At 47.0% G+C, this 22,431-nt stretch carries 17 protein-coding genes; 4 read left to right on the plus strand and 13 right to left on the minus strand.

The window, feature by feature from the left end:
* Positions 1–61 precede the first annotated feature (61 nt).
* A complete protein-coding gene (locus ABMB67_RS03355) occupies positions 62–943 on the plus strand; it encodes an AraC family transcriptional regulator (RefSeq protein WP_354571100.1) in 882 nt (293 codons plus the stop codon).
* Positions 944–1,015: 72 nt separating this feature from the next.
* Here the strand turns inward: ABMB67_RS03355 and ybaK are convergent, their stop codons facing one another.
* The 3 genes from ybaK to minD form a co-directional block, all read right to left on the minus strand.
* Complete coding sequence (gene ybaK, locus ABMB67_RS03360) at positions 1,016–1,486, minus strand: Cys-tRNA(Pro) deacylase (protein WP_354571101.1); 471 nt, start codon at positions 1,484–1,486, stop codon at positions 1,016–1,018.
* 7 nt (positions 1,487–1,493) lie between these two features.
* The gene (locus ABMB67_RS03365; RefSeq protein ID WP_354571102.1) at positions 1,494–2,723 is read right to left on the minus strand and encodes a multidrug effflux MFS transporter; all 1,230 of its coding nucleotides are present in this window, start codon (positions 2,721–2,723) and stop codon (positions 1,494–1,496) included.
* A gap of 204 nt (positions 2,724–2,927) precedes the next feature.
* Positions 2,928–3,770: a septum site-determining protein MinD gene (gene minD, locus ABMB67_RS03370; RefSeq protein ID WP_251222534.1), complete on the minus strand. Its 843-nt coding sequence runs from the start codon at positions 3,768–3,770 to the stop codon at positions 2,928–2,930.
* Positions 3,771–4,165: 395 nt separating this feature from the next.
* Between minD and ABMB67_RS03375 the strand changes: the two genes are divergently transcribed.
* Positions 4,166–5,269 carry a response regulator gene (locus tag ABMB67_RS03375; RefSeq protein ID WP_354571103.1) on the plus strand — a complete coding sequence of 368 codons (1,104 nt, stop codon included), beginning with the start codon at positions 4,166–4,168 and terminating at the stop codon, positions 5,267–5,269.
* A 55-nt stretch (positions 5,270–5,324) separates the two neighbouring features.
* Here ABMB67_RS03375 and ABMB67_RS03380 read toward each other — a convergent pair whose 3' ends face one another.
* The 6 genes from ABMB67_RS03380 to ABMB67_RS03405 form a co-directional block, all read right to left on the minus strand.
* Positions 5,325–6,062, minus strand: a complete 738-nt coding sequence (locus tag ABMB67_RS03380) for an aspartate/glutamate racemase family protein (RefSeq protein ID WP_354571104.1) — start codon at positions 6,060–6,062, stop codon at positions 5,325–5,327.
* Between the two features lies 1 nt (position 6,063).
* Positions 6,064–7,494 (minus strand): cytosine permease, encoded by a 1,431-nt coding sequence (locus tag ABMB67_RS03385; RefSeq protein ID WP_354571105.1) that lies wholly within the window; start codon positions 7,492–7,494, stop codon positions 6,064–6,066.
* A 28-nt stretch (positions 7,495–7,522) separates the two neighbouring features.
* A complete protein-coding gene (locus tag ABMB67_RS03390; RefSeq protein ID WP_354571106.1) occupies positions 7,523–8,773 on the minus strand; it encodes a M20 family metallo-hydrolase in 1,251 nt (416 codons plus the stop codon).
* 51 nt (positions 8,774–8,824) lie between these two features.
* Positions 8,825–10,591 carry a hydantoinase B/oxoprolinase family protein gene (locus ABMB67_RS03395; protein ID WP_354571107.1) on the minus strand — a complete coding sequence of 589 codons (1,767 nt, stop codon included), beginning with the start codon at positions 10,589–10,591 and terminating at the stop codon, positions 8,825–8,827.
* On the minus strand, positions 10,588–12,669 hold the full coding sequence (locus tag ABMB67_RS03400) for a hydantoinase/oxoprolinase family protein (protein ID WP_354571108.1): 2,082 nt from the start codon (positions 12,667–12,669) through the stop codon (positions 10,588–10,590). Before ABMB67_RS03400 ends, ABMB67_RS03395 begins: the two co-directional genes overlap by 4 nt.
* A gap of 209 nt (positions 12,670–12,878) precedes the next feature.
* Positions 12,879–14,576, minus strand: a complete 1,698-nt coding sequence (locus ABMB67_RS03405; RefSeq protein WP_354571109.1) for a sigma-54 interaction domain-containing protein — start codon at positions 14,574–14,576, stop codon at positions 12,879–12,881.
* Between the two features lie 195 nt (positions 14,577–14,771).
* Here ABMB67_RS03405 and nfsA point away from each other — a divergent pair, with 195 nt between their 5' ends.
* The gene (gene nfsA, locus ABMB67_RS03410) at positions 14,772–15,509 is read left to right on the plus strand and encodes an oxygen-insensitive NADPH nitroreductase (protein WP_354571110.1); all 738 of its coding nucleotides are present in this window, start codon (positions 14,772–14,774) and stop codon (positions 15,507–15,509) included.
* A gap of 105 nt (positions 15,510–15,614) precedes the next feature.
* Here the strand turns inward: nfsA and ABMB67_RS03415 are convergent, their stop codons facing one another.
* From ABMB67_RS03415 to ABMB67_RS03430, 4 genes are all read right to left on the minus strand, one after another.
* Positions 15,615–16,967, minus strand: a complete 1,353-nt coding sequence (locus tag ABMB67_RS03415; protein WP_354571111.1) for an MFS transporter — start codon at positions 16,965–16,967, stop codon at positions 15,615–15,617.
* A gap of 336 nt (positions 16,968–17,303) precedes the next feature.
* Positions 17,304–18,260 (minus strand): glycerophosphodiester phosphodiesterase family protein, encoded by a 957-nt coding sequence (locus tag ABMB67_RS03420; RefSeq protein WP_354571112.1) that lies wholly within the window; start codon positions 18,258–18,260, stop codon positions 17,304–17,306.
* A 211-nt stretch (positions 18,261–18,471) separates the two neighbouring features.
* Complete coding sequence (locus ABMB67_RS03425; RefSeq protein ID WP_349775604.1) at positions 18,472–19,173, minus strand: response regulator transcription factor; 702 nt, start codon at positions 19,171–19,173, stop codon at positions 18,472–18,474.
* A gap of 378 nt (positions 19,174–19,551) precedes the next feature.
* On the minus strand, positions 19,552–21,204 hold the full coding sequence (locus ABMB67_RS03430; protein WP_354571113.1) for a hypothetical protein: 1,653 nt from the start codon (positions 21,202–21,204) through the stop codon (positions 19,552–19,554).
* Positions 21,205–21,553: 349 nt separating this feature from the next.
* Between ABMB67_RS03430 and ABMB67_RS03435 the strand changes: the two genes are divergently transcribed.
* Positions 21,554–22,312 (plus strand): SIMPL domain-containing protein, encoded by a 759-nt coding sequence (locus ABMB67_RS03435; protein ID WP_354571114.1) that lies wholly within the window; start codon positions 21,554–21,556, stop codon positions 22,310–22,312.
* Positions 22,313–22,431: the final 119 nt, after the last annotated feature.

Here is a 22,431-nt window from a genome sequence, read left to right on the forward strand (position 1 = left end):
TTTTCTGTGAAAATCCTCATAGAATAAGAGCAGGACAACATGCAGGAAAAGGAGGATCAACATGGTTCAGCTTTCTTTCGATGCTACCCGGTCTGCCGGAGACGAATTTTCGTTTGAAAAAACACCCGGTCTATGCTACGTCGGCCTGTTAGAGAATCAGCCAAACTGGTATTTTCCGAGCCATAAACATAATGACCTAAGTGAAGTGATCTATATTGCCGGGGGAGAAGGAATATTTAAGATTAACAATCAGACCTATAAAGGGGGAAAAGGAGACATTCTCATTTATAACAAAGGCGTGATCCATGAGGAATTTTCCAAGCCGGACGCTCCGGTCAAGCTCTACTTTCTCGGAATTGGCAACGTGGCGATTTCCGGTTTGGCAGAAGGAGATATCATCCCCGCAACGGTTGAGCCTGTTTTGAAAAGAAACGAATGCTCACCTTATATCGAGGCATGTATGAAGAAAATATTTCAGGAAAATCAGGACAAGCAGCCCGGCTTTGCCGCCGTCTGCCAGCAGTTGACACTCATCATTTTGACGATCATTCAGCGGATCACAGCCGTGCAAAAAGAGCCGGTACACACCGGTCGCGCGCCATCGTTAAGCTTGCGGATGAAAACGTATATTGAAGAAAATTATATGGAAAATATTACGCTGCAACAGATCGCCGATCATTTTTTTATCAGTCCGAGCTATGTCTGCCATATTTTCAAAAAAGATATCGGCTATTCCCCGATGCATTATTTGCTTCGCTGCCGGATCGGTGAAGCAAAGCGGCTGCTTCTCACGACCGATTTACGCATTTACGAGATTGCCAGACTCGTCGGCTATGATAACCCGAACTACTTTACGATGATGTTCAAGGAGATGACAAGGGAAACGCCAACACAGTTCAGACGTAACAATACAACGATAAAAGGACTTGCCGCGGAAGGTTGATCTTTCACCTTTCCACGGACAAGTCCTAAGCAATATCGAACAGTTGCGGGCAAAGCTTGGCTATCTGCAAGTTCACTTCGTCAGCTCGATAAAAGCCGCCACGGTCAGCTGCTGTAAATCGTTCGTTTGCAGCTCAAGCTGGAGACCGATCCTTCCGGCACTGACAATCAAGGACGGCAGCCTCTGTGCGTTGCTGTCAATAAAAGTCGGGAAGCGCTTTTTCATCGCAATCGGCGAACAGCCGCCACGGACATAGCCGGTAACGCCAAGTAAATCCTTGACCGCAAGCATTTCCACCTTTTTTTCCTGACAGGCTTTTGCCGCCTTTTTCAAATCGAGCTCCTGCGCCACCGGAATTAGAAAAACATAATAAGCGTTTTTCGCTCCCTGTGCGACGAGCGTTTTGTAAACTGTCTCTGCGTCCTTGCCGATTTTGGCCGCAACGGAGACGCCGTCGATTTTTCCGTCATTCGTTTCATAGCTGATCATTTGATAATCAACCCGCTCTTTATCCAACAGTCTCATCGCATTTGTTTTTTTCATCGATTCCTCACATAACCTTTTTTGTTTGAAGTGTTTTTGCCGCGATCGTCTTTCGCAAGCCAAATTGATACACGAACAAGGCCGCCGCACTGCACAGCAAAATAATCAATCCCATCGGCAATGCCGTAGCTCCGGCAATTCCAACTAACGGAGCCATCGCCCCGCCAATGCTGAATTGCACAAGCCCGAGTAAAGCTGAAGCACTTCCGGCATGACTCCCTTGGCTCTTCATCGCCAGAGAGACTCCGCTCGGGTTAATGAAGCCGATGCTGGAAACCGTGAGAAATAGCGCGACTAAAAGCGCGAGTAAGCCGGCCTCCATAAACACGACAACCGAGAGGATCACCCCTCCGCTAACTAGGAGCAATAGACCGATGAATAGAAATCGAATCTCCGGAACCCGGTCGGCGAAGCGGCCCGTTACTTGTGAAGCAATAATCAATCCGAGTGCATTCACCCCGAAAATGATGCTGTACATTTGCGGTGACACCTGAAAAAGATCCTGAAGTACAAATGGTGATCCTGAAATGTAGGCGAACATCCCGCCAGACGCAAGTCCGACAATCAGAGCATAGCTCATAAACAAGCGGTCCTTCAGCAATCGTTTAAATACCGCCAGCGTTTCGCCGATCCCGCCAGTTGAACGGCTCTCTTCACCTAACGTTTCAGGTAAACGCCATGTAATAAGAAGAAGCATCACAGCCCCCAGAACACTAAGAGCGACGAATATTCCGCGCCACGAAACATATTGCAGCAAAAAACCGCCTAAAACCGGCGCAAAAATCGGCGCGACTCCCATAATGAGGACAAGCAGCGAAAATATCTTCGTCATCTCTGAACCAGAATAGCGATCACGGACACACGCCCGGGAAATGACCATTCCCGCCGCCCCGGCAGCACCTTGCACAAAGCGCAGCAGCACGAGCAGCCAGATTGACGGCGCAAACGCACATAAAAGTGAAGCGACAGCGTACACAGTTAAAGCGATGATCAATGGTTTGCGGCGCCCATGAATATCGCTTAGCGGTCCGACAACCATCTGGCCAACCGCCAGCCCAAGCAAACATGCCGTTAAGCTAAGTTGAATCGTTGAGGCCGGCGTTTGGAGATGTTCAGCCATTGCCGGAAAGGCAGGCAAATACATATCGATCGTTAATGGACCAAATGCTGATAACGCCCCTAACATCACAATAAACATTCCCCTGCTCATTCGGCTTGCAGCAGCTTCTTTTTCCATTCTTTACAATCCCCTCTCTTATGACCCTTTGATTGTAAACAGGTTTCCAATGAGAGGTCAAGAGAAGAGATCGGAAAGCGCAAGACGGTGGATTACGGTATCGCAAAAAATAGAGTCCGCCTTCAGTTCTTTCTTCCGTTTTCTTTTAAACGTGCAACAAAAAAACTCCGGCGTATTATTTGCCGGAGAAATCGCTACCGTCTTCTAACGAGCCATGCCTCTAACAAAATGGTCGTTTTTGCTACGCTTGTGCTTCATCAGCTTTAAAGGAAGCGGAATTAAATGTGCCTGCTTCTTCATGCTTTTAGTTGGTTCGTACGCTTTCGTTTCCTGCTTTATTATATTTCTGCCTATTTGGCGAAATCTCATTCCTGCTTCCAACTCCGGTTGCAGCGTAATCACTTTACCCCGTTGAACTGAAGTAATAATCGCTTCATCTTCCAAAATCGTGCCAAGTAACGGAATCGCCAACGTTTGCACGACATCATCAATACTCAGCCTTCCATCTTTTTCATTGTACCAATTGATCACTAAGGAAGAAGAGAATCGAATGGTTTCTTCAAGAATACCGATTACTCTGTCAGCATCACGCAAAGCGATTAAGTCCGGAGTCGTGACGACAATCGCTTCATCTGAAGATTGAATGACCGTGTCGAACCCTTTTTCAATGCCGGAAGGTGAATCAATCAACACGTAATCAAATTGTCCGCTTTCTCGAATCTCGGAGATTACTTGGTGAAGTAAGACAGGATCATGCTCAACAAACGAGCCTTTTTTATTCCCAGGAAGCAAATAAAAATTTGGTATATATTTATCCTTTACTAACACGCTTTTCAATGAAAGAGAGGTGTGATTGAAGTAATCAAACAAATCAAAAATAATGCGATTGGTCAATCCGAGAGGAATGTCCAAATTACATAAACCGAAATCTGCATCTACGACACATACCTTTTTCCCCATTAGTGCCAGGGACGCCCCAACATTCGCCGTCACTGTCGTTTTGCCGACTCCCCCTTTACCTGAGGTGATTGCAATTACTTTTGTCATAGACAATTCCCCCTTCGTTCGTCCTGAGCGAATCAATCAGCCGTTGCTTGATTTGCTGCTTTTTTCGATATATTTTCCGTTTTCTTTTATAATAAAACGCCATTCTTGCTGTTAATGTAATTAAAATCAGACAGATGAAAAATGCCAATTTTCGCCCTTCCCTTCCCGAAAAATGCCCCATTCGTTCAATTCGTGTCGATTAGGCTCATCATACTACAGCCTCACTTAAAAAAAACTGAAATATGTTGTTTTCTGTCAAAGCATAGACTTTTTCTAGGTATAATAGAGTATTATGTCGCAGAATGAGTAGGAATTTGGAATGGATTGATTTTGTTTTTGAGATTAATTTGATACGATATCTACTAATAGAAGGAGAAGGAGAGGAGGCAAACGTATTGCTTAATGTCATCATTATCGACGATGAAATACACGCGATAAAACTAGTAGAACATTATTTAAATGAAATTCCTCAAGTATATGTATCGGCGCGCTTCCAGGACCCAATGCAAGTCTTTACGATCAACGACTTGTCGAAAATTGATGTCATTTTTCTGGATATTGAAATGCCAGAGGTGAATGGATTTGAATTTGCCAAGAAAATCAGTGAACGAAATGAGAAAATAAAGATTGTCTTTGTCACCGCTTTCACTCAATATGCTGTCGGTGCCTTTGAACTGGATACCGTCGTCGATTATTTAGTCAAGCCGATTACCAAGGAACGGCTTTTGAAAACGATGAATCGGTTGATCAAACATGACGAAACACACAGCCCGGAGCTCTACATTTCCTGCTGCGGATCTTTTGAAGTCTATTATAAAGGAGAGCCGCTTGCCTGGAAAACGTATAAAGTGAAGGAGCTTTTCGCTTACTTGCTTCACCAGCATGCCCCTGTGGATAGGCTGAAAATTTTTGATGATCTTTGGCCCGAGCTGCCTGACGAGAAAGCAAAGGTGAATTTTCACACTTGTATTTCTTTGCTTCGCAAAGCTTTTCGCGAAATTGGATACGACCATGTTATTAAAAGGACCGGGAGTCAGTATCAGTTTACCCTGACTGCCTATCAATCTGACATTCAGACCATTGAACAAGCTCTAGTGGAGCTCCAGCAGGAACCTGCTGGAAATTCGGAAAAAAACTATAAGACGATTTTTTCCTTATACAAAGGCGCCTATTTGGAACAAGAGGACTATCATTGGAGCTTTCATAAACGCGAAGAACTGCAGCAGAGCGTCCATACCTGTCTCTTAACAAGAGCGTCCCAGTTCTTGAAATCCGGACGCCTTGATCAAGCCGCCGTCTACTTTCAGAAAATGATTGAAGTCAACCCGACGGTGGAAGAAACATATTACCAATTAATGAATGTCTACAGGCAATTGGATAAAAAGATAGAAGCATTGAAGCTCTATTCACGCCTTGAAGCGACCTTGGAGGAATTTGGCCTGGAACCTTCTTTAAACTCGAAGAAAATATACAGGGAGATTACGAATAAAAATGTTTAGACTTACCCGAAAAGGAAAAACATTCCCTTTTCGTGGTAAGCCTTTGAGTCAAAGGTTACGCCTTGCTTCCAAACGGGGCGAGCATTCCGATAAATTGTTTTGTTTCAGGTGCTTTATAGGTTTTTAATTTGCTCGTCGTTTTTCCGAGGTCGACGATCGCTTCGGCAAACTTCACTGCGGCGACCACACCGTCAATAACCGGCACCTGCAATTCCTCTTCTAACTCATTGGCAAATTCAGCCATCCCCGCACATCCGAGTAGAATCGCCTCGGCATTCTCCTCTTCAACAGCTTTGCGTCCCTCCTGTCGCAGGAGCTCCATTCCTCTCTCTGGATCACGTTCGAAATCAAGGACGCACATCGGTGTCGTCCGGATATTGAGCACACGCTTGCTCATGCCATAGCCGTCAACAAGCTCTTCAAGCATCGTCTTAATTCTTGGCAGCACAGTTACAATTGAAAAACGGGCGGAGAGCATTGATGCCATATACAAGGAAGCTTCCGCAATGCCGATTACGGGGGCTTCCGTCACTTCTCGCGCTGCCTGCAGGCCCGGGTCTCCGTAGCAGGCAATCACATAAGCATCGACTCCTTCCTCCTCTCCTTTTTTCACCTCTTCAAGCACACCGGGAATACTTAAATATTCATCATAAAAGGATTCAATTGAGGCTGGGCCGATTTCCGGGCTGACGGCGATAATCTGCGTATCCGGACGCCTGACACTTTCAGCAGCGTCGGCGATGCCCTTTGTCATTTCCCACGTCGTATTCGGATTGATGACTTTTATTTTCACGTTATATTGCCTCCTTCTTTTCAACAGGCTGCTGCTGCGCCAATGAATGCTGAACTTCGATTTTCCCGAAAATTTCCGGCTGGTAGTATTTCTTCGCAATCCAAAATTTCATCAACGGGTAATAGAGGGCATTTGAAATAAGAAACGCTGTAAAGAATCCGTAGTCAGGAAAAAAGAAAACAGAGAGACCTGCCGGGACATAAGCAATCAGCGCGGCCGGGTTTACATTATTCCAATATTCATATTGCCCTCCGGATTGATACAGCTCCTCGATATTAAGCTGGCGCTTGCGCAGGAAGTAATAGTCGCAAAACATTATGCCGGCAATTGGTGATAAGAGAGCGGAGATGATGATCAAAATTTGCGGCAGGGCATCGGCGAACGCCCACGGCTGCATCACTAAGCCGATCGTGCCGGCAATGATCGCCCCCGTTGCAAATGTAATCTTCTTCGGAAAATAATTGACAATAATGTAACCAGGCGGGAGTAAATTCGCGCTGATATTCGTCGACCACTGGGCCAAAATAACAAATGCGAGACAAAGCACAAGTACAAGCGGGCTGCCTTCTCCGAGAACGGCGGTCATCGTCTCAATCGGATTCCAGTTGCCTGTCGCCACGCCGCTGGTCATGCCGATAATCGTAAACAAAATCATCGAGCTTAATAAGCCTAACACTTGACTCACGGCACTCCCTTTATTCGCTTTAAACCACGAGCCTTTCTTATCCGCGTTTTTTACTTTCAAAAATCTCGTGAAATCTGAGGCGTTAAGGGCCATCGTGATGTACATTCCCATGAAGACAACGATGCCGTATCCAAGTGAAAGCCCTCCATCACCTTCAAGGGCGAAAAGCGAGCTGAAGGTGATATCGAATTGGGTCATAATTAAATACTGCAAGTAGACTCCGATTATTAAAATACTTGGAGCCGCCAAAATTTCAAACTTTTTAATTGCATCGATTCCCATTGCTGTATTAATAATCTGGATCGCACCGAATAAGATAATCAACAAGGTCAAATTGGAATAATCAAAAAGAATGGTCGTAATTTCATTTAAGGCGAAGGCCCCCATCCATGTTTGAAAACCGAACCAGAATATGGCTGGAATCGCCCGGACTGTCGCAGGAATGTGGGTCCCTAAATAACCGAAGCACGCCCTGATATAAACCGCGTACGGAATCCCGTATTTAATCCCGAAGTCACCGAGCAGCACGAGCAACGCGGCAACCACTAAATTTCCCAACAGCGCCGCGGTTACGATCTGACCTGGAGATAAGGAGGGGTAAAGCTGAGCTGCCGTCGTAAAAGTCGCAAGCTGTACGGCAATCCCTACCCATAAGAAGAAGAAGCCGAAAGTCGAAATATTTCTTTCCTTGTCTAAAGTAGGCATAATATCTTTTCCCTGTAAACTTACTTCTCTTTTCTGACTCATCGTATAAACTCCCTCCATACTGCTTATTTTATTGGTAAGCAAGATAATGCAACGTCGTTTCCAGCAGGATCGAAGCTCCCTTGGAGATGTCCTCAATCTCCGCCCACTCCTTCGGGTTGTGGCTGATTCCATCCTGACAGCGAACAAAAATCATCCCCATATCTGTGATCTCTTTCATCATCATCGCATCATGGCCGGCACCGCTTATCATCAACGGCGGCGCGTATCCGAGTGACTTCGCTGCTTCCTGCATTCTTGCTACCACATGCTCGGAGCACTCAACCGGCGGCTGAATAAGATGGCAAATTAACTCGTGCTGTAAGCCGCGCTTTTCTGCAATAGCGTGCGCCGCTGCTTTAACCTCCTCTATTCGCGCTGTTCTTCTCTCCAAATCGGTATCGCGAATATCAAGGCTGAACTGTACTTCTTCGGCAATGACATTCGCTCCGCCGGGAAATGCCCTAATCTTTCCAACCGTCCCGACGGTCGCCGCCTCCGCCTCCTGCGAACAAATCTGCTCAATTTTCGCGATCAGCTCCGCCGCGCCGGCGACGGGATCAATCCGCAATGACATCGGAACCGTACCGGCATGCCCGGCTTCTCCACGTAATTTCACTGTAAACCAGGCCGGACCAGCAATCCCTCTGACAATTCCTACCGGCTCGTTCACCGCCTGCAAAAACGGGCCTTGCTCAATGTGCATTTCAAGATAGACTTTCACCTCACCCGGGCCACGAACGCTTTCCCCGCATTTTTCCGGCTCCAGAGTGAAGGAACGCATCGCTTCAAGACGGCTCACCCCCGCTTCATCCGTTTTCCATAATTCCTCCTGGCTGACTTTTCCGACCATCCCGCGGCTGCCGAACAATCCACCGGAAAATCGGGTTCCTTCCTCGTCAAGGAAAGCGACGACCTCCAGCGGGTGATCATGCGTGACTGCCGCTTCCTTTAAAATTTGCGCGATTTCGATACCGGCGATCACCCCGACGGTGCCATCAAACATCCCTCCATTCGGAACGGTATCAATATGCGAGCCGATCATTACCGCTGGTGCATGTCGATTGTTTCCGTTTTTCCGGCCGATTAGATTACCAAAATGATCGTGATAAACGGTTAATCCCGCTTCTTCCATCCATTTCGTCACCTGCATTTGTGCCTGATGATCTTCGATTGTTAACGCCTCTCGCGTCACCCCCCCTTCTGCTGTTCTGCCAATCTCTGCTAGTTGTTCCAACCGTTTCATCATGCGCTGACGATTAACCCGGAATAATTGTTTCATCCTACGCCCTTTCCTGTTTCTAATGTCGTTGTTGTTTTATTCGTAAGACACTTATGCGCCACGTAAAGCTCTCGTTTTCTCTTCATTAATTTGTCCGTTTTCAATCACGACGCCGTATTGTGTTTCCGCCATTTCGACCGTGATATATTCGTCGATGACATCCTCAAGCACAAGCTTCGGCTGACGTTCATAAGGATGCCCGTACCCTCCACCGCTCGGCCCGATGAGCTGAATCGTATCTCCCTCCTTCATACGCGTGTTCGGAATTTTTGAAGGTAAATGGTGCTCGCGTTCTGTGTTTGGATGTAAAATCACTCCGCCGACATAGCCATCCTTCCCTCCAAGAAACCCCCACGGTGCAAAATGATGACCATCAGCTTCAATCGACAAGCTGCCATCTTCTAAAAAAGTCACTTCTTTAATCGAGCCGATTCCGCCGCGATCTTTCCCGGCGGCGCATGCTTCCTCCCGCAGCTCATAGCGATTGACGCGCAGCGGATAATGCGATTCAATGTCCTCAATCGGGTTATTTCGGGTGTTAGCGTACAACGTATCAACAGCATCCATTCCTTTTTGTCCGTTTCTTCCGCCGTAGCTGCCTTCCATGATGTCCATGAACACCCAATAATTTTCTTCATTTAATCCGCTGTAGGAAACGACCTGTAAATTGCCGACTCCGGCACTGACCTGATGCGGCACGACTTCACCAAGTGCTTTCATCAGCGTGTCGGCGACGAGGTTTCCCGGACAAAAACGGGCAATCGTTGGCGCCGGGAAAATCGGATTACATAACGTTCCTTTCGGGGCGTAAATCTCAATCGGCCGAATCAGCCCGGCGTTTTGCGGAATATGTCCATAAGTTTCCGAGTCCAGGAGTATCGAACGCAGCGTTAAATAAATTGCGCAGTCAACCGTTCCCTCAAATGGCATATTGATCGGCTTGTTAATTTGCGGGGAGGTGCCCGTTAAATCGATTTTGATGCTGCTTCCTTCTACCGTAAGCGCAACGGCAATTTTCAAGTTTTTCTCAGCCGGATCATCGCTGTCGAGGTAGCCGTCTAAAAAGCCTTCTGCTTGATAGGTGCCATCCGGTAAATTTTCGATCGCGTTTCGCAGCATCGTTTCCGAATACTTCATTAAATCTTCACTCGCGGCAAGCACAGTCTCGATTCCATACTTTTCAATAATGTCAATGTATCGTTCCGCACCGATCCGGGCGGCAGCAATTTGGGCCTCAATGTCCCCGACCACCATTGCCGAAGCACGGATATTATCCTTTAACATGCTCCATACCTGCTCATTTTTTTGACCGTTCTCATAGACTTTGATTGCTTTAAATTGCAAGCCTTCCGCATAGGCATCAACGGCATCGACAATTCCGCAGCTCCCTGGCGTTAACGCACCAATATCAAGATGGTGAGCCGTCGTCACTGAAAAGCCGATCAGCTGCCCTTCATAAAATACCGGGATACAAATTCCAATATCTGGACCGTGCGAGGCCCCATGATAAGTGGAATTGTGCATAATGACATCCCCAGGGGCGAATTCCTGTCCCCTTTCCGCAAAGATTTTTTTAATCCCCCTTACATAACCTGGGATCGGACCGGACTGCAATGGTGTACTTTCGGTTGATTCACAAAGCTGCTGCATATTCATATCGACGAGGGCGCAGCCAAAATCCTCGGATTCGCGAATAATACTGGAATAGGACATCCGCGCTAGCTTATGACCCATCTCGATCGCGATGTTTTCCAATGCTCCCTGAATCACCTGTGAGGTAATCGGATCAATCGCCGCCTTGCTTTCTAGTACACTCATTTTGCTCCTCCTCCTAACGTAATCATCATGTTTCCATTTTCCTCGACGAGCGCTTGACAGTCAGGTGGCATAATCGTTGTCGTGTCTTTTTGGAAGATAATCGCCGGACCGGCAATCACTGCTCCAGCCGGCAGTTTTTCCCGCTGATAGAAGCTCGTTTCGATTTCTTTTAACTCGCCATCCTTGCGAAAAACCGTTTTTCCTTTTTTTATTAACGCCTCTTCCACTGTATAGTCGCTTGAAACGCTTGGCGGTTGAATTTTCGGCATCGCCCCTTTGCCTGTTACGCGGACATTGACAATTTCAATCGGACTTCCTTCAAAAAAGTGACCATACTCCGCCTGGTGAAGCTGATGAAAAGCAGTCCATGTTTCTTCAATGTTGTCCGTCGTTATGTCACCTTGCGGCAAGGCGACGCGTAATTCATAGCCTTGACCGACATAGCGGCAATCTGCTGTAAAAGCAAGCTCGATTTCGTTGGCGCTTAAGCCGTCTGCTTTTAGTTGCCCGATAATTTGCTTCCTTAATAAGTCGAGATCCGTGTTCAGCTTTTCTAAATCCAGTTCCGGACTGCGCATGAATTCCGTTTTGATCAAATCATATTTCAAATCAGTCGTCAGCAGCCCCGTCGCCGAGGTAATCCCCGGATGCGGGGGAATGATGACTTCCGGGATATTGAGAATGCGTGCGACATCAACTGCATGGAGAGGTCCTGCCCCACCAAAGGCGACGAGCGTAAATTCACGCGGATCATGTCCTTTTTGAATCGTCTTCTCGCGAATCGCATTGGCCATGTTGTTGTTGACGATCGTTAAGATGCCTTCAGCCGTCTCATTGACTGACAAGTTCAGCTGTGAGGCGAGCTCTTCCATGACGCGAAAACCTTCCTGGGCGTAAATCTTCATCGAGCCGCCAAGAAAATGGCTTTCATCGAGGCGGCCGAGGACAACATTAGCGTCGGTCACTGTCGGCTTCGCACCGCCATGTCCATAGCTGGCCGGTCCCGGTCTTGAGCCGGCGCTGCGCGGCCCGACTTTAAACGCTCCTCCCTGATCAACGTAAGCGATGCTGCCGCCGCCCGCGCCGATTGTATGAATGTCGATCATCGGCACCATCACCGGATAGCCGGCGATCCACGTATCTCTTGCCGAGGATTCATCAATGCCCTGCTCGGTTATGATGCCGATATCGGCACTTGTACCGCCGACATCAAACGTAATCAGCTTTTGCTTCTGGGACAGTTCACCGGACCAGCTTCCGCCAAGCACTCCGGCTGCCGGACCTGAAAGCAATGTATTAACCGGCTTGGCAGCTACGGTTTCCGCCGTGCCGACCCCGCCATTGGAGCACATGATATGAAGGTCCGCTTCCAAGTCCGCTTTTTTTAGACCTGTTTTCAAATTGTCGATATATTTTTTTACCTTCGGCCCGACAAACCCGTTAATTGATGCCGTCGTAAAGCGTTCAAATTCACGGAACTGCGGCGATACATCGGCCGAGGTTGTCACAAATGCTTCCGGATACTCCTCTTTTATGATTTCTTTCACTCGCTCTTCATGTACCGGGTTAATGTAGGAGAATAAGAAGCAAACAACAATCGATTCTACCCCTTCCGCCTTTAGCTCCTGGATGGCGGCCCGGACTTCTTCTTCATTCAGCGGCGTCAAAATCTCTCCCTTTGGCGAGACGAGTCGTTCACTGACGACTTTCCGATGTCGTCGTGCCACAAGGGGACGGTCCTGCCACGGAATTTCCTGCATAATCGAATAATTTTGTGGGCGCTGATGGCGGCCGATATGCGTAATATCGCGAAACCCTTTTGTCGTCACCATCCCGGTAACCGCTCCATCATTTTCTAAAATGGCGTTTGTCGCAATCGTCGTGCCATGAAACACATGATCGATCTCATTTCCGTCAATTCCTTCACGCTCGCATAGCTCCATGATTCCTTGAACGACCCCGATTGAAGGATCCTCCAATGTCGTAGGAACTTTGTTGATCCACGTCAGTTTCGTGATTGTATCTGTGTACATAATATCTGTGAACGTTCCTCCGACATCGACGCCGACTAATTTCATCTGCCTACACTCCTTGTTTTCATGTTCTTTTTGCTTGATGATGATTTTACTGAATAAATTTCATGAATCTTCAGACTATGTCAGATCTTTTGCCACTATTCTTTTTCCAAATTTGTGGTGATTGCATTTTTGCAAGATGGCATTTATAAAAACTCTCCACATCTCTGTTGCTATCCTTGCTTACAAAAAAATTGCAGAACCGCAATTTATCATTGTGGTTCTGCAATTTTAAGCTTGAATTTCTTTACTTTTCTCGTTAACGTTGAAGCATCAATTCCCAAAACGATACTTGCTTCCTTAAGTGTCCTTGATTTTTTTAATGCTTTCGCAATGATATTCTTTTCAAATTCTTCGACCGCTGTTTTTAATGTTTGACCGGAGAAGTCCTCATTGGCTAAGGTCGCGTTTTTGATCTTGTCAGGAAGCTGGTCAAATGTAATTTCATCATCAGCCGAGGTGACAACCACTGTTTCAATCACGTTTTGCAATTCACGAATGTTTCCTGCCCAGTCATTTTTCAAAAAAGCCTGGATCACCTCTTTATCAAACTTTTTTTCATAGTGATATTTACGATTATAATACTCGAGAAACGACTGGATAAAAAACGGCAGCTCCTCTTTACGCTCACGTAATGGCGGAATGATGATCGGCACAGTGTTTACTAAATAGTACAGCTCTCTGCGAAATCGGTTCGCCCGAACCATTTCTTCCAAATCCCTTTCCGTTGCCGCGATGATCCGGACATCGACATCTACCGCGGTGGTACCGCCTACCGGAATCACCTTTTTCTCCTCCATTACTTTTAATAATTTCACCTGCACGGGAAGAGACAATTCATCAATGTCATTCAGAAAAAGCGTCCCTTGATCCGCCTCTCTTATGCAGCCTTGTCTTTCAACTTGCTTTCCTTCCCCGCCCGTTTCCACCTGACCAAATAATTCAGCTTCGATTAATGCTTCCGGAATCGTCCCGCAATTGATTTCGACAAACGGATGATTTTTTCTTACCTTTGAAGTTGAATGAATATACGTCGCAAGCGTCCTTTTTCCGACGCCGGCTTCACCGAGCAGCAGCACGGTTGAATCCAAATCCTGAATCCTCTCCGCCAAATCATAGACAGCCTTTAGCTGCTTTGATTTGATAAGCGGCTTTTGCCCGTTCGTCTCTTTTTTGTGGAGCTCACTTTCATAATAGTCAATCAATTTCTTCGTTTCCTGTAATTCCTTGGAAATCAGGTCAGTTTCGGTAATGTCCTTGGAAATATTGATCACCTTCGTCAGCTTTCCCTCTTCATTAAATATCGGATGACCGGTTACGAGCAGCCTTCTTCCGGATTTCGTCGTTTGGGTCACCGTGACCTTTCTTCCTTCTTTGATCACTTGTTTCGTTGAAGAATGGCTGACAATCTTTTCTTTTTCAAGAAAATCCATTGGTTTGCCGATGAAATCCTTTTTTGATACGCCCATCATCCGCTCACATGCTTCATTGACCTTTAAAATGGTTCCTTGCTCATCGGTAATCGTCACTAATTCACCAACTAAACTCATAATCAATTGAAGCTCCTGCTTCATCTCGTTGATTTTGTCAACGAAATAAGCCATATGCTCAACAAAGCTGCTGTGAAACAGTAATGTCGCGCCCGCTTTTTGCCCATCCCATTCAACTGGATACTCGTACAGTATTTTTGGATTCTTTTTATTCGAGTTTGCAAGGGAAAGCGAAGGCTGCGCCTTCTTGATCGTCTTAATAATATTACTTTCCGGGATCACTTGACAGATCGGGCATCCGATCAAGGTTTCATGCTGGCCCGCTACCATACTGAACGCCAGGTCATTATGATACATAATAGCGCCGTGATCACCGGTTATGACAAGGCCGATCGGAAGCTGTTTTACCAGTTCATCCATATTCACTCATTCTCCCCTCCACAGTTTTCCAACCTCTCAAAAGTGGTTTCATCATAGCAAACTGATCAATCATTTCACAACACGTCTACTGTTTTTCCTCAAATTAGTACGGAAGAAAATCTGACAGAATCAACCAACGTTCTCCGTGCTTCCTTCTATAATAAGCGATAGAAAATGAAGAGGAGGAAAAGGCGGATGAATGAAGTGACACAGTTATTACAAAGCCATCGCTCGATTAGAAGATACACGGATGAAAGCATACCGGAAGCGGTTCTCAACGATATTCTCCGCTCAGGCCAATGGGCGCCGTCAAGCCACAATGTCCAGGCATATAGTATCATCGCCGTGAAAGACCCGGGTAAAAAGCAAGCGTTGTCCAACGTATGCGCCGGGCAAAAATATGTAGCGAACTGTCCCGTTTTTCTCGTTCTTTGCGTCGACTACTACCGTCTCTATCAAGCTGGTGTAATGAACAATTTACCACTGAATATTGAAGAAACGAACGACCTTGTTGTCGGCGCTGTCGACACCGCCCTGGTCGGGGAAAATATATTGATCGCCGCCAGATCCTATGGACTCGGCGGGGTGATGATTGGCGAAATCCGCAATAATTTTGATGAGGTGACGGCACTGTTAAAGCTGCCACCTTACACCTTCCCTTTATTTGGCATGTGTCTCGGCTATCCTGCCGAAATCCCGGAACAGAAACCGCGACTGCCGGCCAACGTCGTCATTCATGAAGAAACCTACCAGACTGAGCATATTCCCACAGGATTGCTAGAATACGAAAAACGATCAGCTGCCTATTACACGAAACGGACGAATGGCAGAAAGACAACAGGCTGGACAAAGCAAATCTCAGACTACATGAGCCGACAGCGCGGAATTAAATTAAAGGAGTTTATTTTAAAGCAAGGCTACGGATTAAAATGAAAAAATGATTGGCCAAATATCACGGCAAACAGAAACTCCCGGCTGCATAACAGCAACGGGAGTTTCTAGGTGCAGCGAAAGCTTCACTATGAATCTAGTTTCATTTCATGCCGCCCGCGGCAGGCGCAGCGTCAAGACGAACATCACCAGTCCCAGTGCTGCGCAAACCCACGCCATACTGTGCATATTCCCGGTCGTGATCGTCTGGCCGAAAAGCGCCGCCAGCAGACTGGAAGATAAAATCGTGCCAATAAATCGCGAGGTCATGAAAAGCCCGGAAGCGATGCCGGTTTCCTCCTTCGAAACAAAATCATAAAGCGCCGTCTGCATGCCCAAATTATTGAAGCCGTTGGCGATACCAAGTACACATAGGACGAGAAAAATGACGGCGACACTTGTTTGATCGCGAATAATAAGCATCAGCATGCTTCCTGCCACGACGGACGCCGTGCCGACGATCAGCGACGGCCTTGAGCCGCTCCGTTCAATCCAGCGGCCGACAATCGGAGTGACCAATACGCTGAAGCCGGCAATCGACAGCATAACCAGCCCCGTCTTTTGCGGATCCATCCCCTGCGCCTGCTGCAAATAGGACGGGACGCCGAACATAATCGAATAAAATGCCATATTGGTCAAAATATACTGGGCATAAATCAGCGTTACATTCATATTTTTTTTCAAAAAACCGACATTGATAAACGGCTCGTTTCGGTCCAGTTCATAGCGGTAGAGGACAAGCGATAATGCCGCGCTAAGCGCAAGCAGCCAGGGGCTGAAGCCTTCAGCAAGTTCAAGAAAGAACAGCAGCCATACGAAGATCGCCGCAGAAAACAACGCCACCCCTCCCCAGTCCATCCGCGCCTTGCCGCCGGGTGATGGTGTGGGATCGCTCGGGAACAGACGCCAGGCGAGCAAAAAGGAGGCGATAATAAACGGGAAATTACATAAAAAAATAAGGGGCCAATCCCCGTAATGCAGCAAAAGCCCGCCGAGCGAAGGGCCGAAAGCCGCCGAAGTGCTGGAAAAGATCGAAATAATCACGAGCGCTTTCGCCTGATGTGACGTAATTCGGTTACGGATGATTCCCATACCGGCCGGAAACAGCGCCGAGCTGCCAAACGCCTGAATAATGCGAAAGCCGATCAGCCAGCCGAAGCTCGGTGACAACGGCGCAAGAGCCGAGGACACCGTCACAAGCAGCAAGCCGATCATAAATACTTTTTTACAGCCGAACAAGTCACTCCATTTGCCAAGCAGAGGCTGCCCGATCGCACTGACTAAATAATACGTTGAAATCAGCCATGTCACATCGGCAAATGTTAGATAAAACTCCTCCTGCAAACGAACCAGGGCAACGGAAATCATCGTTGTGTTAAGCGGATTAAGCAAAATACCTAAAGCGACGGCTGTCACAAGCAGCGTTTCTTTCGTTTTAAGCGGAGTCGATTGGTGCGTCATAAAGTCACCTCATTTTACTATCTCCAATTTTACTAAAAGACGCTCCGGCTTGACAAGACGAAACTGGCAAATCCTTCCACTTATTCACATAAGAAAACCGCGTAGCGGCTTTTCTTAGAAGCGGCGTGCGGAGCCGTTACCATCTTTTAAGGATGGCTTAAATCGGGCTTTTTTCAGCCATCTGCGTAACGTGCGAAGCCGCCGCCCTTCCTCGAATCCACCCGAAACTTCTATCCTTTCTTAATCATTTAACAAAGAGAATGACCCGAACGTCGAGTCATCCTCCAGCGTCTCGGCAAAAGGTAGAAAAACACCCTTATGCCCAGCTCCTCATTCTTATTCAGCGACTAATTTGTCAATCCGGTTCGTCCATATTCCACCGTGATAATCAGGCGGAATACGTTCTGCATCCTCTTTAGAGTCAAAGCCTTCGGAAAAACCACCATCCCCGGCGACGAGTATCACCCTTGTGTCGGCAGCATCCATCCGGTTAACAAATTTCGTTGGCCAGCCCCAGAGCCATTTCGCAATCGTCTCAGGAAGGTGGAGCTGCGTATTTTCGCAGGCAGCCGGCATGTAACCTGTCCAGCCGACAGCCAAATATGGAACAAGACAAGCTTTCATCGTTTCTTTTGACATCACCCGCACATCAGGAAGCAGCTCCTTCAAGCGGGCAACCGGCTCATCTCCGCCGTACACGGTAACCGTGTCGAGGTCTCTCCCGTTCTCCAGCAAATAATCAGCAAGCATGTCTCCCTCTGTCGGATCATTGCTTTTTATATGAATTAGAAGGGCCTGCTCCGGGAACGTGTCCAGCACTTCCTTCAATGTCGGGATTTGTCCAGGCTCCTGCCCGCGAAAAGGAAAGGTTTCTCCGCCATCGGCCGTATAGCCATAGCCGATATCAAGCTGCTCCAGCTCTTCCATCGTCATTTCCCTTGTCACTCCCGACCCGTCCGTTCGGCAATCAACGGTCCAATCGTGAAAAACGGCAAACTCCCCGTCCAATGTCGGCTGAATATCAAGTTCGACGATATCCGCCCCTAATTCAAAAGCAGCTTCCATTGAAGGGATCGTATTTTCAAGGTACGGATGCTCCGGCTCATAGATGCGCTCCGCCGTGCACGTATCATTTCCGACTCCCTCCAGCGGGAATGTTTGACTAAGGCCGCGATGAGCAAGCAAAAGCGGCTCCGATGAAGTTGGACTTACAAAAAACGAGCTGTTATTGAAAAACATAAATACGAGTAAAATAGCGATTACAACAGCCGTTCTTTTCAAAATCTTTTTCATGTGTGCTCCTCTTTTCAAATGAACTTGTCTAAAACAAGTCCAAAGCAGCATGGAAAGCCTGACGATAAAGTTCTATTGTGCAGCGACACAAGAAAGATCGTCAGCCACAGTCACTGATGTACAGCGCCTGAAATCATCACCTTCCATCAACCATAGTTAGTGTAAATCACGCTCTTTAAGGTAGCATGAATGTTTTATAAAAGCAACCACCCTATGGAGCTTCAAATTTATAGCCGACTCCCCAGACGGTATGTATTGCTTCGCAGTTAACCTTTTCTAATTTCGCTCTGATTTTTTTAATATGGGTATCGACCGTGCGAATGTCGCCAAGGAAATCATATCCCCATACTTGTTCAAGCAGTACTTCCCGCGTATAGACGTTTCCCGGGTTTTTCGCCAGATAGACGAGCAGGTCGAATTCCTTCGGACGAAGAGCAATCTTTTGACCTTTCACGACCACTTCCCGCCGGTTAATATCAATCAAGATCTGACCATAATCATACGTTGCTGCTTGTTGAGACGGTGGATGGTAGCACTGCTGCGTTCCTTCCGCTCTGCGTAAAATCGCTTTGATCCGGGCCACCAGTTCACGTGGACTGAACGGCTTTGTCATATAGTCATCCGCCCCGAGCTCCAAACCGAGCACACGGTCAAATTCATCGCCGCTTGCCGTCAGCATAATAATCGGCGTCTCTGAGCGCCGTCTTATTTCCCGGCAAACATCATAGCCGTCCATTTCAGGCATCAGCAAATCCAAAACAACAAGATCAGGCTTCTCGTTTATGACTAATTCAAGCGCAGCTTTTCCATTATCGGCATGAAGGACATTCATGCACTGCTTTTCTAAATAATGAAGGATAATATTCCGAATGTTCAAATCATCGTCTGCTACCAAAATCTTTAGCATACCGATCACTCCCTTAAAAGCAAACCTATTTTTCTATTCGCCTTTTATAAGATAGACAATTTAAAAAACGACGACAAGAGTCGATTGATATAGGTCTTCCTGCAAACAGGCCAAATCTATCTTTCGTTTCCCGCTTTTCAGGCTGCTGAACCTTCACAAAAAAAGATTCGTTCCCATCTAAAACAACGCTGGCCAGCTTAAGCAGAAAGGTAGCGGGCCTAAACTCCTTCAAGGGGGTAATTTCATAAGAAGAATACAGTAAGTTTGTCAAAAAAAGAGAATACAAGTCATTCCCCTCCTTGCCATCCTTAAAAAAATAGTTAGAAAAGCCCCCGATAGAGATGACTCTACCAGGGGCTTATCTGCAAAAGCTGTCTTACTCTTTTATTTTAGAAATGAGATAAAGTTGGAATACGCTGTTTTTAGCTCTTGGTAATAATGAACCAATTTATCCAACGTCGTAACAGGCGCTTCCACTTCTTCCTCTGCTTGCTCAGAAGCTTCGTCATCTGCCGGCGCTTCCTCGTTACCTTCCTCTACCGGTGTTTCTGAAGCTTCCTCGTTACCTTCTTCTACCGGCGTTTCTGGCGTTTCCTCAGTTCCTTCCTCTACCGGCGCTTCTGGCGTTTCCTCGTTACCTTCCTCTACCGGCGCTTCTGGGGTTTCTTCACTACCTTCTTCTACCGGCGCTTCTGGGGTTTCTTCGCTACCTTCTTCTACCGGCGCTTCTGGCGTTTCTTCGTTACCTTCCTCTACCGGCGCTTCTGGCGTTTCTTCGTTACCTTCCTCTACCGGCGCTTCTGGCGTTTCTTCGTTACCTTCCTCTACCGGCGTTTCTGGGGTTTCCTCAGTTCCTTCTTCTGTTGGAACTTCAACAGGATCCTCCGTTACTTCTTCTACTGGAACTTCAGGGGCTTCCCCGGTTCCATCTTCTGTTGAACCGTTCTCAGCAAAGAGGTTCTGGATATAAAGCCCTTGGAATTGGATCAGGTCTGCATACCCATTTATGATGGAGCTATAAGTATCATAAATAAGCGTATCAAACTGATCTACTTCCTCTTCTGTCTGCGCATCTTCATCAACCGGTGCTTCTACTTCCTCTTCCGTTTGCGCATCTTCATCAACCGGTGCTTCTACTTCCTCTTCTGTCTGCCCATCTTCATCAACCGGCGCTTCTACTTCTTCTTCTGTCTGCCCATCTTCATCGATTGGCGCTTCTATTTCCTCTTCTGTCTGCCCATCTTCATCGATTGGCGCTTCTACTTCTTCTTCCGTTTGCGCATCTTCATCAACTGGCGCTTCTACTTCTTCTTCTGTCTGCGCATCTTCATCAACCGGTACTTCTACTTCCTCTTCTGTCTGCCCATCTTCATCAACCGGTGCTTCTACTTCCTCTTCCGTTTGCGTATCTTCGTCAATTGGTGCTTCTGCTTCGTCCTCTGTTTGCCCATCTTCATCAACTGGCGCTTCTGCTTCGTCCTCTGTTTGCGCATCTTCATCAACCGGCGCTTCTACTTCCTCTTCTGTCTGCCCATCTTCATCAACCGGCGCTTCTACTTCCTCTTCTGTCTGCTCATCTTCGTCAATTGGTGCTTCTGCTTCGTCCTCTGTTTGCCCATCTTCATCAACCGGCGCTTCTACTTCCTCTTCTGTCTGCTCATCTTCGTCAATTGGTGCTTCTGCTTCGTCCTCTGTCTGCCCATCTTCGTCAATTGGCGCTTCTGACTCGTCATCTGTTTGACCGTCTTCGTCATCAGCTTGTCCTTCTTCATTTTTTGGGAATTTATCAATAAGGTGCTTTTTCTCTTTCGCCATTTCTCGAATCAGCTTACCTTTTTCATTTGAACCGTCTATTTCAACTGCTGCTTCCGAGACGAATTGTCCATGATTTTTCGCTTTTGCTTCAAGCTCGTCCGCTGATACCGGGGCACCGGCCGCAGCAAATGTTCCGGCTAGCATCGCTGTTGTCACAAGTAGTGGGAATACCTTTTTCGGTCTCTGATTATTTGACACCTTTTGGTTTGATTTTTTCACCATTTCTATTCCTCCTCAGATCAATTCAATTTATTGTTTTCGGCAAAGCAGCTCTGTCAGGGTACACCTCCTTTTTTCTGATGACAGTTTTTCTAACTGCCTGGTTCATACACTACTCGACAAAAATGACCAATTTATGATCATTCCAAGAAAGGTTTTTGATCTTTTTTAGAATAAATTGATGCAATATTACGAAATTTCCGCCCTTCATAAAGGAGCTGATGCTATAATAAGCAGGAATCCTGTCCGAGGAAGAGACCGACCGGAAAAAATAAATGAGCAACACGTAACTTTCTTTTCACTTCGGACGTTTTATGATAAACATCATTTCTTCATAAAGGAGGCAAATGCAATGATACAAAAGAAAAAAGGCTTACAAATTGGCGGCTTCATCGTTGGCGCCGCAGCACTCGCTCTCGTTGTTTTCAGCTTTTCCTCTGACCAGGCAACAACTGCGGAAGAATTAAGCAATGGACAAACAGGAACGATCGTTGTCAATAGCGTCGGCGAAGTGAAGGTGGAGCCGGATATGGCCTATGTGCATCTTGGTGCGCAGGCGCTTGCTGATTCTGCCGAAGAAGCGCAAAAGCAAGTCGGCGAGCGTATGACGGCGGTTCGTAACGTGTTAAGCGAACATGGAATTCAGGAAGAGGATATTCAAACGGCCCGTTTTAATGTCTATCCGGAGCATCAATATTCACCAAACGGTGAAACGACAAATGAACGCTACCGTGCTCAGCATATTTTACGAATCGAATATCGTGAAATAGCAACGTTAGGCGAGCTGATTGATGCAGCCGCAGCTGCTGGAGCGAACCAAATTGAGCATACCCAATTTGCGCTGGAAAATCCGGAAGCAGCAGAGCATGAAGCGATGAAGCAAGCGATTGAGAAAACAAGAGCAAAAGCAGATGTAATGGCGGAAAGCGTCGGCAAAGCCCGGGGCGAGGTTCTGCAAATCTCCGACCGCGCCGCTCAAGTGCATTTCCCAACGCAGGACTTTTCAGGAGGACGTGAAGAGTCTGCCGATTCAAGCAGTGCTTCTACTATCATTGAAGCCGGAGAAGTGCAAATCACCCAAAGCGTGGACGTCGTCTACCGTTTGCAATAAGAGCGGAGATATCGAATGAGAATGAATCGGATAGGAGGTTACTCATTAGTTGAGTAGCCGACCTTCCACACCACCGTACGTACCGTTCGGTATACGGCGGTTCCTAAGTTTACACCTTA

This window comes from Halalkalibacter oceani (genome assembly GCF_040544555.1).
GTDB lineage: Bacteria > Bacillota > Bacilli > Bacillales > Bacillaceae_D > Halalkalibacter > Halalkalibacter oceani.

Bases quoted from the DNA above. Each gene is read 5' to 3' on its own strand.
- ABMB67_RS03355 (WP_354571100.1), top strand. From the start codon at position 62: ATGGTTCAGCTTTCTTTCGATGCTACCCGGTCTGCCGGAGACGAATTT.
- ybaK (WP_354571101.1), bottom strand. From the start codon at position 1,486: ATGAAAAAAACAAATGCGATGAGACTGTTGGATAAAGAGCGGGTTGAT.
- ABMB67_RS03365 (WP_354571102.1), bottom strand. From the start codon at position 2,723: ATGGAAAAAGAAGCTGCTGCAAGCCGAATGAGCAGGGGAATGTTTATT.
- minD (WP_251222534.1), bottom strand. From the start codon at position 3,770: ATGACAAAAGTAATTGCAATCACCTCAGGTAAAGGGGGAGTCGGCAAA.
- ABMB67_RS03385 (WP_354571105.1), bottom strand. From the start codon at position 7,494: ATGAGTCAGAAAAGAGAAGTAAGTTTACAGGGAAAAGATATTATGCCT.
- ABMB67_RS03390 (WP_354571106.1), bottom strand. From the start codon at position 8,773: ATGAAACAATTATTCCGGGTTAATCGTCAGCGCATGATGAAACGGTTG.
- ABMB67_RS03395 (WP_354571107.1), bottom strand. From the start codon at position 10,591: ATGAGTGTACTAGAAAGCAAGGCGGCGATTGATCCGATTACCTCACAG.
- ABMB67_RS03400 (WP_354571108.1), bottom strand. From the start codon at position 12,669: ATGAAATTAGTCGGCGTCGATGTCGGAGGAACGTTCACAGATATTATG.
- ABMB67_RS03405 (WP_354571109.1), bottom strand. From the start codon at position 14,576: ATGGATGAACTGGTAAAACAGCTTCCGATCGGCCTTGTCATAACCGGT.
- nfsA (WP_354571110.1), top strand. From the start codon at position 14,772: ATGAATGAAGTGACACAGTTATTACAAAGCCATCGCTCGATTAGAAGA.
- ABMB67_RS03415 (WP_354571111.1), bottom strand. From the start codon at position 16,967: ATGACGCACCAATCGACTCCGCTTAAAACGAAAGAAACGCTGCTTGTG.
- ABMB67_RS03420 (WP_354571112.1), bottom strand. From the start codon at position 18,260: ATGAAAAAGATTTTGAAAAGAACGGCTGTTGTAATCGCTATTTTACTC.
- ABMB67_RS03430 (WP_354571113.1), bottom strand. From the start codon at position 21,204: ATGGTGAAAAAATCAAACCAAAAGGTGTCAAATAATCAGAGACCGAAA.
- ABMB67_RS03435 (WP_354571114.1), top strand. From the start codon at position 21,554: ATGATACAAAAGAAAAAAGGCTTACAAATTGGCGGCTTCATCGTTGGC.